General features: G+C 43.3%; 12 protein-coding genes. 5 read left to right on the top strand and 7 right to left on the bottom strand.

The features are described from left to right. Window positions 1-10: 10 nt before the first annotated feature. Window positions 11-1,138, bottom strand: coding sequence for a sensor histidine kinase (locus tag EXT48_RS12595; RefSeq protein ID WP_130164664.1), 1,128 nt, complete (start codon window positions 1,136-1,138; stop codon window positions 11-13). A gap of 159 nt (window positions 1,139-1,297) precedes the next feature. Here EXT48_RS12595 and EXT48_RS12590 point away from each other — a divergent pair, with 159 nt between their 5' ends. Both EXT48_RS12590 and EXT48_RS12585 read left to right on the top strand, forming a co-directional pair. Beyond that, window positions 1,298-2,044, top strand: a complete 747-nt coding sequence (locus EXT48_RS12590; RefSeq protein ID WP_130164663.1) for a hypothetical protein — start codon at window positions 1,298-1,300, stop codon at window positions 2,042-2,044. Then, on the top strand, window positions 2,044-3,030 hold the full coding sequence (locus EXT48_RS12585; protein WP_130164662.1) for a lipopolysaccharide assembly protein LapB: 987 nt from the start codon (window positions 2,044-2,046) through the stop codon (window positions 3,028-3,030). Before EXT48_RS12590 ends, EXT48_RS12585 begins: the two co-directional genes overlap by 1 nt. Before the next feature lie 61 nt (window positions 3,031-3,091). On the opposite strand, the gene EXT48_RS23715 is transcribed toward EXT48_RS12585, so the two are convergent. The 6 genes from EXT48_RS23715 to EXT48_RS12560 all read right to left on the bottom strand — a co-directional run bounded on the left by EXT48_RS23715 (window position 3,092) and on the right by EXT48_RS12560 (window position 8,814). Continuing rightward, complete coding sequence (locus EXT48_RS23715; RefSeq protein WP_099642116.1) at window positions 3,092-3,262, bottom strand: hypothetical protein; 171 nt, start codon at window positions 3,260-3,262, stop codon at window positions 3,092-3,094. A gap of 438 nt (window positions 3,263-3,700) precedes the next feature. After that, window positions 3,701-3,886 carry a hypothetical protein gene (locus tag EXT48_RS12580; protein WP_130164661.1) on the bottom strand — a complete coding sequence of 62 codons (186 nt, stop codon included), beginning with the start codon at window positions 3,884-3,886 and terminating at the stop codon, window positions 3,701-3,703. Between the two features lie 310 nt (window positions 3,887-4,196). Continuing rightward, window positions 4,197-4,826 carry an SDR family oxidoreductase gene (locus EXT48_RS12575; protein ID WP_130164660.1) on the bottom strand — a complete coding sequence of 210 codons (630 nt, stop codon included), beginning with the start codon at window positions 4,824-4,826 and terminating at the stop codon, window positions 4,197-4,199. Between the two features lie 166 nt (window positions 4,827-4,992). After that, complete coding sequence (dbpA, locus tag EXT48_RS12570; RefSeq protein WP_130126731.1) at window positions 4,993-6,381, bottom strand: ATP-dependent RNA helicase DbpA; 1,389 nt, start codon at window positions 6,379-6,381, stop codon at window positions 4,993-4,995. A gap of 99 nt (window positions 6,382-6,480) precedes the next feature. Beyond that, window positions 6,481-7,290, bottom strand: coding sequence for a peptidase S8 (locus EXT48_RS12565; protein ID WP_010370681.1), 810 nt, complete (start codon window positions 7,288-7,290; stop codon window positions 6,481-6,483). Window positions 7,291-7,392: 102 nt separating this feature from the next. Continuing rightward, window positions 7,393-8,814, bottom strand: coding sequence for a DEAD/DEAH box helicase (locus tag EXT48_RS12560; protein ID WP_130164659.1), 1,422 nt, complete (start codon window positions 8,812-8,814; stop codon window positions 7,393-7,395). Window positions 8,815-9,080: 266 nt separating this feature from the next. Between EXT48_RS12560 and EXT48_RS12555 the strand changes: the two genes are divergently transcribed. The 3 genes from EXT48_RS12555 to EXT48_RS12545 all read left to right on the top strand — a co-directional run bounded on the left by EXT48_RS12555 (window position 9,081) and on the right by EXT48_RS12545 (window position 12,132). After that, the gene (locus EXT48_RS12555; protein ID WP_130164658.1) at window positions 9,081-10,091 is read left to right on the top strand and encodes a catalase family peroxidase; all 1,011 of its coding nucleotides are present in this window, start codon (window positions 9,081-9,083) and stop codon (window positions 10,089-10,091) included. Beyond that, window positions 10,084-10,611 (top strand): cytochrome b, encoded by a 528-nt coding sequence (locus EXT48_RS12550; RefSeq protein ID WP_130164657.1) that lies wholly within the window; start codon window positions 10,084-10,086, stop codon window positions 10,609-10,611. The genes EXT48_RS12555 and EXT48_RS12550 overlap by 8 nt, the downstream gene beginning before the upstream one ends. 501 nt (window positions 10,612-11,112) lie before the next feature. After that, entirely contained in the window at window positions 11,113-12,132 is a 1,020-nt protein-coding gene (locus EXT48_RS12545) for a hypothetical protein (protein ID WP_039492118.1), read from the top strand. The last annotated feature ends 83 nt before the right edge of the window (window positions 12,133-12,215 follow it).

The raw sequence follows: 12,215 nt of genomic DNA, 5'->3' as shown, positions 1-12,215 counted from the left end.
AATATCGTCCTTACTGTGGAGTTAACGGGAGTTCAATTTTATAGTGTAGGGCACGATTGTGCTCATAGAGATGCAAGTGACCATCACACTCAGATACGCGTTCAGACATCCCCGTTAAACCATTCCCTTTTTGCCATTGTTCACTGATATAGCCATCATCATGCATATTGGCGAAAAGCTTTTCTTCATCTTGCGTCATTACAATCCAAAATTGCTTCGCATGACTGTGCCTTAGGCTGTTGGTTATTGCTTCTTGAACACAGCGCAGCAGCACTTGTGCTATATGGCTATCGTCAACAGCAATATGTTGTGGAATGGTTGCATGCACTTTTAGCTCAGGAGTATGTTGGAGTAGTAAGGTAAGCGATTGATGAAAATCAATATCTCTATGCTGTCTGAGCATATCCACGGCATCTCGTACATCATTGAGTAGTAACTTAGCTACGCTTTGACATTCTAGGATTTGCTGCTGGGCTGGTGCGTCGGCAGTCATTCTTTGCGCTATTTGCAACTTAATACTGAGTGCCGTGAGGTGATGACCTAACAGATCGTGTAAGTCCCGCGCGATGCGGGTGCGCTCAGAGTGCTTCGACAGCTCAGAAAGCAAGTGTTGTGTGGATTGCAACTGAGCATGTTGATTTTGTAGCTCAACCCTAGCTTGCTGTTCTCGTTGATGGGTGGTGGCTAATAGCAAGGCGAATAAGTGAAACAGGCCATACAGTAATCCCTCAATCCAAAGCAGATGTTGTTGCTTTACACTCTGCATCGTAAACCAGGCCAATACGATGATGAGAGTGGAGCAAGCTGATACGCGAATGGGGAGCAAATAAGCGACAACGGCAACCCAGATAATGGTAAGAATGGATAGGTATCCAAATTGCAGGATCCAGCCACAGGCAAAAGCTGAAAATAGCATAAGGACTAGCGCAAGCCATCGTAATTTGTGTTTACATTGCTCACAGGTGCCAATGAGATAGCCAAGCGCATAAAAACAGAAGAAGCTGCTAAAGAGAGATATTTCGGGCGCTTCAGGCTGTTGATTCGTTATGTAAACTGAAATAGCGAAAAGGGCAACCCAAGTCATCAGCGCCAGTAGGTCTCTCATATCTCGATTTGCGATTAATGTGCTGAATGCCAACGCTTATGTCCTCGTGCCGTTTTCTTCACTAAGTATGACAAAGTAACAAGGTTGTGCCTATAGGCCAAAAGTCATGGTTTTACATCATGACGTCTGGGACAGGCACTCCAAATGTAGTGACGTTAAGCTAAAGACCAAAATCATAAAAGAGAAATTGTTATGCTTATTGTTCATCAGTTTGCTTTGTATTTGCACATAATTATTGGTGCTATTGCGCTAATTGTATTTTGGGTTCCAGTCGTGACCGTAAAAGGCAGCCCACAGCATAGACTATGGGGAAAAATATTTACTTGGTGTATGTGGCTAGTTTCCGTCAGTGGCATTGTCATGTGCCTAATTGTGATCTACGACCCATTGGCGATCCGTTACCCCTCTCAACACATTGATCAGGCGCTAGGGCAACAGCTGGTATTGAAGCAACGTCAATTAAGTGAATTTTTACTGATGCTGTCAGTATTGGTGTTGGCAAATATTCGTCATTCGAGCTTGGTTTTAGCGGCTAAACAGCACCGAGAGCGATTAAGAAGCGGGTCTCATTTATTGCTGATTGGGCTCTTAGCGGCAACGGGTGGACGAGTGTTGTACACAGCGCTTACATTTGGCAGTACGCTCTATCTAATATTTTCACTTATTGTGTTCTCTACCGTCGCTACTATGTTGTTCTACATATTTAAACCAACACTCAAACCACGAGAGTGGGTGCTGGAGCATATGAGTACCATTTTAGGCGCTGGGATTGCAGTATATACGGCATTTTTTGCGGTGGGTGGACGTCATTGGTTAGCGCAGCTAATGCCTGGGGCTTGGCAGCTAGTACCATGGTTGTTACCCGCTGTGGTTGGCACCTTGGGCATCCTGTTTTACAAAAAACAGCTTAATCACCGTCAAGCAAGGGGGAGCAAATAATGTTTCGGATGAATAAAGTACTTTGCTTAATGATGATACTAGTGGTAACTCCAAAAGTGTTTGCGATGCCGAATATTACCGATGCATTGAAGCATGCCAAAATACTATTATCGCAACAGGCGATAGTGGATGCTGAGCAAGCTTTTCTGGCGCTGCAAGAAACGCATCCAAATGAGTCGTTCTATTATCTTGGCAGAGTTAAGTTGGTGTCGAATCAATTTGATGAAGCAGAAGAGTACCTTGAAAAAGCACTGCGTCTCGAGCCCAACAGTGCGGATGAGTATTATTGGTACGCCAAGGTAAATGCAGAGCAGATAAAGCATGCTTCTATATTTTCAAAACTGAGTTATGCCAGCAACACAGAAGATGCGTTTTTAGCGGCAATAGACAAAGACGCAACGCATATCAAAGCGCAGCAAGGGTTGTTCTATTTCTACCTTTCAGCACCAAGCATTGCTGGTGGCTCTGAGGCCAAGGCGGTGCAACAGATAAGGGCGATAGAAGCCTTATCTTCCCATGCCGCAATGAAACTATGGATCGACTTTTATTTGCAGACTGGCAATGATGAAGCGTTGATAACATATACTAACACCTTGCTCGAACGCAAAACTATTGATGAAACAGTGTTGTTTAAAGCTGGAATAGCGCTGCAGAGTATCAAACATTACGATGGTGCATTTGCGTTTTTTAGAACTTTAATAGTAATTAAGGAAGCAAAGCATTACGCTGCGGGGCTTTACCAAATTGGTCGGACGGCGGTGTTTTCAGAGGTTAATGTAGACGAGGGGATCGCAGCATTACAAACGTATTTAACACTTGAGATCAGTACAGATGGTCCAGATAAAAACTGGGCACGGTTACGTTTAAGCCAGCTCTATATGCTCCAAGGAAATACCCTAGGTGCTAAAAAGTTAATCGGCAAATTAAAGTCAACGCGAATCAGCGACAAAGACCTAATCAAAGCGATTAGACAGCTGCGAATCTGAGTATTTAGTTCATTTGTTTTATTAGGATGGCAAACGTCGAGCAAGCTCGACGTTTTAGCGATTACTGAGCTGAAGTTAACCAGCTCAGAAATTGACGTGCTTCACCGCCATTGGCGAATTGTGTGATCTTACGGCCCGTGCCGTCAGCAAAGATCACTTTAGATTTGTTCACCGAAATTGAGCGAATTGGTTGCTCAACACGGATCTCTGTTCCGTTATATGTATATGACATAATAAAACTCACTTTTATAATGCACAGCAAATTAGCTGATGCTTTTGATAGTAGATGAGCTTCATTACAGTTTAGCGAACAGAAGACACTGTCCTCGCAACGACCCGAGACGGGTATGACAGCTTATACCAATTTTCTTAATTGGCATGATTTTCGCCTGACTATATTAAGCTCTACTTGTATTTTTTATGCGGACTTACTGGATCAAGGCAAGGAGGCATTACTTGAGGTTTGCTTTATTTTGAGAGGAAGTTAAAGCAAGAGAGGGATAATATAGAATTGCATTTTTTAAAGCAAGCTTTTTATGTCAGCGTAGCGGTAAATGTTTTTCTTCGTTGTCTTTTTTACAACTAAGGAACGTAGCTGCCTACCAATAAATTCCTTCATTGCTATGCAGCTATAACTGTTACTACCAAATAATAAAACCACAAGCCCTAACTAGAAGGTAACAGGAACTCCGCCGCTAGTAACTTCTCCACTAGGCTGTTGATCATTCTGGCATCTTTTCGATGCTGGACTACATGCGTTATTGCCGCCAGCTATATTTGGTGTCAATGCTTTTGCTAGCTGTTGTTTAGAGTGAGACAAATTTTTGAATTTTTTCTTAGTTAATACAAGTTTCATTTACTTTTTCCTTGTTGATTAATTATGGTTCTTTTTGTACCCAAAAAGAAACTAACAAATGAAATCAAACAAGTAAAGAGGCTTTTTCTAGTCATTTTATGTTAAACACAGATACGGATGCGTTATTTACCATATTTTAAGCCTTAGTGATTTACTTTTCTTGCTCAAAAACAATAGAAACAATTAGAATAAATTAGAAGGACAGAATAAATTAGAAGGACAGCCACTTTTAACGTCCTTTTGGTATTTACCCAACCTAATGCACGTAGGTTGTCCCCGAGGCGTTAAACCCCGAGACATAGTTACTCTATTAGCACAGCGTTTGTTCGACTGACTGCTTGCCGTTAAATAGCTCAAATGTTAGATTCTGAGGATGTTGAGTGGCAAGGTAAACTAGCGCGTCTGCGACATTCTCTCGACTTATTACGGCATCTTCTCTATTTGTAGGGCGTGAAGTGGAGAATCCCCCAGTTGCAGGCTCATTTTGTAACGCACCTGGTCGGACGATGGTGTAGTTTACAATACTTCTCTGTAGGTGTTGGTCAGCCATGTGTTTGGCTACCAAGTACGGTTTGATTTCACTTTCAATGTTATCAGGATCGTCGGCGCCAATAGAGCTGACCATAATAAAATGCTTAACGTTTGCTTTCACAGCATAGTTAATGGCTTTAATGGCGGCCCACAAATCAATAAGTAGGGTTTTATTCGCACCAGTCTCTCCACCAGAGCCTGCGCTAAATATTACCTGCTCGACGTTGTCAAAGGCTGAGCTAAAATCGCCTTCAAGGTCTTGCTCAATGATAGTAAGTTGCTCAGACTGAAGATCAGCTAGCTTGTTTTTATTGCGCACTAACGCCACGACGTCATGGCCTTGTTCCAGCATTTTCTTTGTCGTCATTTTTCCAATTTGACCACTGGCACCAATGATTAAGGTCTTCATAGATAAACTCCTTTAAAGTGTTTGCTTAACTAAGACCTTGGGGTCATGGTGTAGATTTAAACCCCTGTGGTGAAAATAGGTTATTAATAGGCGAGTAATTGTATAGATAATCTAAAGTCGTGGTGGTCAGGGAAAAGTTGACCACCATAGAGAGGAAAGGGGCCTGTTATTTTGTTACTTTGCGAGCTCTAAAGTTACGGCCTTTCATTTTCCCTTCTGAAATTGTTTTAAGCGCCACGTTGGCAATACTGCGCTCAACCGCAACGTATGATGACATCGCGGTGACTTTTATTTTACCGATTTGGTCACCTTTTAACGCTTGATTTGAGGTCAGTGCACCTAAGATATCACCCGGTCTTAATTTTGCTTTTTTACCGCCGTCGATTTGAATGGTTACCATCGGTGCTCGGTTAATTTTGTTATTTAATACTTGATCGCTTGGCAGGGTATTGGGCTCAATGGTCTTGCCTAAATAGTCTTCAAGGGCATTTACTTTATGCGATTCTTTATAACTCATTAAAGAGCATGCCACGCCTTTATTGCCTGCACGTCCAGTTCTGCCAACGCGGTGAACATGTACTTCTGGGTCATGGGCGATATGGTAGTTGATCACCATATCTACATGATCGACGTCGATACCCCGGGCTGCGACATCCGTTGCCAATAAAATGGTCACGCTCTTATTCGCAAAACGAACCAATGTGCGGTCACGGTCTTTTTGCTCTAAGTCACCGTGAAGTGCAGCCGCATCAAAACCTAGGCTATATAGGCTGTCGCATACGTTCTGGCATTCTGCCTTGGTGTTGCAGAAGATCACCGCTGAGTTTGGTTGAAATTGCATTAATAGCTTTTGTACCGCAGGCAATCTTGCATCGTTATTGTCGACTTCGTAAAAGTACTGTTCAATTGAGCTATCGTCATGTGTTGCTTCAACCGTGACTTTGGCTGCATCTTTCATGATGTGCTGCGCGAGCTGCTCTATTTTTGGCGGGTAAGTTGCACTAAATAACAGGTTTTGGCGTGCTGTAGGGCAGTGATCTATGATGCACTGTAGTGATTCTTCAAAGCCCATCTCCAACATGCGATCCGCTTCATCCAGTACAAAGGTATTCACTTCATCTAGCGACAAACGGCCTTTGCGCAGGTGCTCTTCAATACGCCCTGGCGTGCCCACAATGATGTGCGCACCGTGTTCAAGAGAGCCAATTTGCGGACCCATAGGTGCACCACCGCACAGCGCTAACACTTTGATGTTATGGACTGCACGGGCAAGCTTGCGAATTTCAACCGCAACCTGATCGGCAAGCTCTCGAGTTGGGCATACCACAAGCGCCTGCACGCGAAAGCGTTTCACGTTTAAATTATGTAATAGTCCTAAAGAGAAAGCGGCGGTTTTACCTGAGCCTGTTTTACCTTGGCCAATGACATCTTTACCCGCCAAGATAAGCGGTAAGGTTTGTGCTTGAATGTCAGTCATGGTGTGATACCCCAATGACGCGAGGTTATCGAGTAAGGCGCTGGAAAGTGAGGTACTTGAAAAAAGTGGCTGAGTCAAAGTCGCTGTCTCTGTAGTTCTAAAACCGCAATTATAACATGGCTCGAACGGATAGCGCGTGTAAGGCCGTGATAAAATTTTTTACCACGGCCAAGTGCGTTAAAAAATAATCTTAAACATTTCCCATGAACAGGGATAAGTGGCATTACAGCCTATGACGGTAGGATGCACATTGGCTCCCGCGCCACCATTACCTGCGGCTTGGATATAGTGACCATTGATTGACTTAAGCGCCACTTTATCGCCATTTTGGATCAAGGCGCCGGGGTTATTCGGCAACTCAATCGTGAAGGTTTCCCAAATAGAAGCCACCGTTCGGTTGGCATTTAACTCAGCGCCCCCACCTTGCTCTGCAACAAAGTAATAGCCAGTGGCTGTTTGAATGTGGATGGTGTCGCCATCAAACAGGTTACCGCCGTTGACATCGATAAGATTAAACCGTTCCCAAGGGCCAATCGCAATACGATTGGCGTTTACTGTATTACCGCCATTATTTTCTGCAACGAAGTAATATTGTCCGCCCGTTTCAAACGACACATTAGTAAAAATCGTCGGGCCACATGGGGCTGTAGTGAAGGTTAAGTCTTCGCCTTGAATGGTGGTGCGAGGTGGCTTTGGATCTCCTCGAAAACGGAAATGATATTCGCTGCCGCACTCTAAGTTCGCTATTTGTGCGCTAACCGGGCCATTCACACCAGCCGGTGTTGCGAGTACGCTGTAGCCATAGTTAGTGGTTGGGCCATAATCAAACGTTTCTCCACTTAAACCAATAGTAGAGGCGGAATAGCCGTTTAACTGAGCGGAGGTTTCTGTGATATTGCTCGCAGCTTGGGTCACATATTGCGTACCAGCGTGCGCTAAAAATGTACTACCAAACAATGTGAACAGTATCAATTTCAAGATATTCATTGTCTAGCTCCTTTGACGAAAAAAGGCTGTTACGATTAACAGCCTTTTTAGCTTAGGAGAAGGTGTTGCAAATGCTATTACACCTGCTTACACCATTAATTATTAATTGCCAGAAGTGGGCTTCTGACGTGGTGTACGTTTTTCTCCAGCGTGTTGGCTCTTTGGCTTGTTTGCAGACGATGATGGGCGACGTCTGCGGTTGCCATTGTTATTACCAGCAGGTTTACCGTTGCTACTCGGTTTATTGTTGCGAGAACCTGAACTTTGCTTAGGTTTGTTTTTCGGCTGAGCAGAAGGTGCTTGCTCAGCGTCTGTCGCCTTTGGTTTTTTCGGTTTCTTGGGCTTTTTCGGCTTGATTGGGCGCGTATCTAATTTTGACTCAGGTACGGCAAGTTGCGGTTCAAACCCTGGCTCCACTTTACGTGGCACCAACTGTTGAATTAATCGTTCAATGCCAAATAAGTCGCTTGCGGTCTCTTGGGTAACAAACGAGATAGCTTCACCTGTCGCACCAGCGCGGCCTGTTCTACCGATACGGTGAACATAATCTTCGTAAACATTTGGCAGGTCAAAGTTCACGACATGAGGCAACTCTTGAATATCCAAGCCCCGTGCCACAATATCAGTGGCAACAAGTACACGTACTTCACCATTTTTAAAGCCAGCAAGGGCTTTCATGCGAGCGCTTTGGCTTTTATTACCATGGATTGCTGCGGCATTGATCTTGTCTTTTTCTAGATCCTTAACCAAGCGGTTGGCACCGTGTTTTGTGCGGGTGAATACCAACACTTGTTGCCAATCATGCGTTTGCACTAAATGCTTGAGTAAGCTCGTACGTTTACTTTTGTCTACCGGGTATACCCATTGAGTCACGCTTTTTGCGGTGCTGTTTGCTGGTGCCACAGAAATCTCTACTGGATCATGAATTAGCCCTTTCGCTAATGCTCTAATCTCTTCAGAGAAAGTGGCAGAGAACATCAAGTTTTGTCTGCGGCTTGGCAATACTTTGATGATGCGCTTGATATCGTGAATAAAGCCCATGTCTAGCATACGGTCGGCTTCATCCAATACCAGTACTTCAAGGTCATCAAATTTGACAGCATTTTGCTGGTAAAGGTCGAGTAATCGCCCAGGTGTTGCCACTAAAACATCAATGCCTTTACGCAGCTTCATCATTTGCGGATTGATCTTCACACCGCCGTAAACAACTTCAGAGCTGATAGGTAGGTGTTTACTGTACAGCGCAACACTTTGCCATACTTGGTCAGCAAGCTCTCTGGTCGGCGTTAGAATTAACGCGCGTACGTTGTTCGCACGTGGCTTAGTACCGGCAATCAGCTTTTGCAACAAAGGTAATGTAAAGCCCGCTGTTTTACCTGTCCCCGTTTGCGCCGCAGCCATCACGTCTCTGCCTTCTAAAATGGCGGGAATGGCTTGCTCTTGAATGGGAGTTGGTTTGTCGTAACCTTGTTCGACAACGGCTTGATTTATTTCTGGGGCTAAACCTAGGTGGCTAAAGCTCATGATTTTGTACTCTGTATTGGGCGGCGGGCAAGAGTACAGTATTTACTCCGCTTAAGCAATTTCGCCGTGCTGTTAAATAGCCTCAAGTTAAATAACGATAGGCGGGTAGATAACAAAGCATAGCGTAAACATCAGGGTTACAATCAAAATAAATGAAAGGAAACGTTCGTACTAGAGGTCTATTGATGGCATTAGTTATTCACGACCAGTTTGCGCTGTATATAAGTCACTAATTCGGCAAACTGGCTTAACTTAGGAGCCGTTTTGTGAAATACACATCTGTATCCTTGTTAGCAAAGGGGGTTTATGTTGCGAGCCTTGCTGTTGCGTTGTTACTTTCACCATTAATACAAGCGCAAACCGAGCAAGTCACCGCCCAGCAGTTTGTCGATTTGCAACAAGGGCAAAACCACTTCCCAGGGTTTCGTAGGGCACACGCAAAAGGGATTTGTGTGTCAGGAGAATTTAAATCGAATGGACGGCTATCTCAATACTCAAACGCAACCGTTTTTAAAGCCGGTACGCATCCATTTATTGGCCGATTGTCCATTGCTGGAAATAATCCGCACGCTGCGGAGTTGACTGCACCAGTAAGGAGCTTTGCGCTGAGCTTCGTAACAGGTGCTCAGCGTTGGAATATTGCGATGAATACACCTCCAGTGATGGCGGTAACGAATCCCCATGATTTTTATCAGCAAATTGTTGCTCTGAAGCAGGGCAAAGAGGCAGTAAAAGACTTTTTTGCTGGGCACCCTGAGAGTGCGGATTTTTTGGCATGGAAAGCGAGTTACACGCCAAGCTCGAGTTTTGCCCTTGAGACTTATCATAGTATTAATGCGTTTTATTTGGTTGATGAAAAAGCGCAGCGTCAGGCTATTCGCTGGAAAATGCTGCCATTAAATGAAGAAAGTAAAAATCCTTACACAGGCAAAGACGCGTTACAGCAAGAATTTGCAACTCGATTAGAGAAAGGAGCTGTACGCTTCAATTGGCAGTTTATATTTGCCAAGCAAGAAGATGATGAAAATAATCCAGCCAAACTTTGGCCCAGTAACCGCGCGAAGGTAGATGCAGGAGAGATCTTCATAACGCATTGGCAACCGCAATTATTGGGGAACTGCCATGCGCTCAATTTTGATCCCTTGATATTACCTAGCGGTGTTAAAGCAACCGAAGATCCAATTCTAAGAGGGCGCTCTGCTGCCTATGCAGAGTCTTATCGCCGTAGGGCTAAGGAGCAATTGATGGGCGCGCTTGAGGAGACAGCGAATGACTGATCAAATAACACGATTTAATCTTGCGATGAGAGTGCTTCACTGGTCTATGGCATTACTTATCTTTGCCATGATTTTTGCAGGACTTGCGATGGTACGTGCGCTTGAGCCTTGGCAGCTTACCTTACTTGGGCTACATAAATCATTTGGTGTGCTGGCACTTTTGCTACTTTTATTGCGCTTTCTTATTAGAATAAAGTCATCGACACCTAGCTTGCCATCTGGGATGTCGACAATACAAGTCAAACTGGCCAAATTCAGCCACTGGCTGCTTTACGCATTGATGTTAATCATACCGACTAGCGGCCTGTTGATGCAGCATTATGCAGCGCGACCAATAGTGGTGTTCGACTTTTTCACCATTCCAGCCGCAATGGTGCCTTACATCGAATACTTTGCTGTATTTCGCGAAGGACATGGTTTTGCTGTATTGCTACTGATTACAGTACTTGCAGTTCATATTGGAGCAGCGCTTTACCATCACTTTATAAGAAAAGATGGCGTGCTAAAAAGCATGTTGTAATCGATAAAGAGTCATTGTAAGTAAAAACAGTTAAATTACCGCGCCCTAACACTCTAGTGTCATATTGGTGTCGAAATAGCCCATGTTGCACTCGGCTTGTTTAATGGCGGGATAGCTTTGCTCCATCGCAGCCCTTAGCAAGTTTTTATAATCGCTTCTTATGATACTGCTAACCAAACGAGTTACGCCAAAGTCTAGAAGCACAAAATAAATAACGAGATGTAAAAACTCTCGAATATCTCGTATGTGCCATTTAAAATTGAGCGTTTTTAATACGTTAGCTAGGTGTGATTTGTTCTTAGCGAGCCAATTGATGGCTTGGATAATTCACTGCTCGCTAGTTGCAAGCGATTTGCATGTTGAAATGACAATGTTTGACTGGTAAGTTACTAAAAATACTAAATAAAGTTAGCTTGAATGTTGTTGTTTTTGACTTGTGGATAAGTGAGATATTCAAGAATTCACGCTAATGAGCTGTTAGGTACTCAAAGGAATGCAGAGATGCTCTACAAAATAGAAGAACAAGCCGAAGCTTTTGAAAAGTTAGAGCCAGTAGAGTTCAAAGACTTTTCTAGTTTTGGAAAACTTGAGAAAGATCTAGAAAACTTAATTGCAAATAGCATCTTAGATGTGTTGTTTGAAGATGCTAGATTGATGCCTGTGTTTCAGGAAAGACAATGGCAAGCGGAAGCTGATATATATGCACTTAATGAAAATGGTGAATTAGTTATATTTGAATTAAAGCGTGCATCAGTTGGGAAAGATGCCGTCCATCAAGCACTAAGATATGCGCAAGATGCTGGTCAATGGAGCTACCAAAAGTTAGAACAAAAGTTCAAAGAATATAGCAAAAGCGAAATGTCACTAGTTGAAGCTCACAGAGAGGCTTTTAGTCTTGAGCATGAATTAGATCCAAAAGAAATAAATAATAAACAACACCTGTTAGTTATCGGTAGTGCAGCTGATGAATCATTAGTATCTTCCGTCGATTACTGGAAGAAAAATGGTATATCTATTGATTTCCTACCATATCGAGTTTACGAAATCGCTGGAGAAAAGTACTTTGAATTCTTTGCGCTTCCATATGATAAGCACAAGAATCCAAGTGATGTAAAAGGTGTATTATTTGATACAAATCGTAGTTGGGATGAGAATTCAATTTGGTCGATGATGGATAATAGTCGTCTTGAGGCATATGGTGATGCAAAGAGGTTTGTTCACTATGTTCATGTAGGAGATATTGTCTTCTTTTCGCACAAATGGTGCGGCTTAATCGCTGCCGCAAAAGTAAAAGGTGAAGTTAAAGCTCCTGACAGTGAAACTTTGTATCGAGACGTAGAGTTTTTGACTCCTATTCCAAACCGGAAAGATAACAAATTGTTGGCTATGCCTTTTTCAGCAGTTAGCTCAAAAACAGGTAAAAGTTTCTTTTGGGCTAGAACTATAAAGGTCCCTTATCTGACAAAAAATGAAGCACTTGAGTTAGTCGAGGAGCTTAACAATTATTTGCATCGCACATAATAAGTCAAGGCTGATTACGAATAGATTGGGCGAATAGATGACACCCACTTAAGAAACGAATATATGTCAGCTATTTAATTTAG

The organism is Pseudoalteromonas sp. CO348 (genome assembly GCF_004208845.1).
Taxonomy (GTDB): Bacteria; Pseudomonadota; Gammaproteobacteria; order Enterobacterales; family Alteromonadaceae; genus Pseudoalteromonas; species Pseudoalteromonas maricaloris.
Note: the sequence above shows the minus strand (reverse complement) of the source record. Positions and strands in the feature narration are given on the sequence as shown.

Coding starts and splice junctions, on each gene's coding strand:
- EXT48_RS12565 (WP_010370681.1), bottom strand. CDS start 7,290: ATGAATATCTTGAAATTGATACTGTTCACATTGTTTGGTAGTACATTT.
- EXT48_RS12580 (WP_130164661.1), bottom strand. CDS start 3,886: ATGAAACTTGTATTAACTAAGAAAAAATTCAAAAATTTGTCTCACTCT.
- EXT48_RS12550 (WP_130164657.1), top strand. CDS start 10,084: ATGACTGATCAAATAACACGATTTAATCTTGCGATGAGAGTGCTTCAC.
- EXT48_RS12575 (WP_130164660.1), bottom strand. CDS start 4,826: ATGAAGACCTTAATCATTGGTGCCAGTGGTCAAATTGGAAAAATGACG.
- EXT48_RS12545 (WP_039492118.1), top strand. CDS start 11,113: ATGCTCTACAAAATAGAAGAACAAGCCGAAGCTTTTGAAAAGTTAGAG.
- EXT48_RS12590 (WP_130164663.1), top strand. CDS start 1,298: ATGCTTATTGTTCATCAGTTTGCTTTGTATTTGCACATAATTATTGGT.
- EXT48_RS12560 (WP_130164659.1), bottom strand. CDS start 8,814: ATGAGCTTTAGCCACCTAGGTTTAGCCCCAGAAATAAATCAAGCCGTT.
- EXT48_RS23715 (WP_099642116.1), bottom strand. CDS start 3,262: ATGTCATATACATATAACGGAACAGAGATCCGTGTTGAGCAACCAATT.
- EXT48_RS12585 (WP_130164662.1), top strand. CDS start 2,044: ATGTTTCGGATGAATAAAGTACTTTGCTTAATGATGATACTAGTGGTA.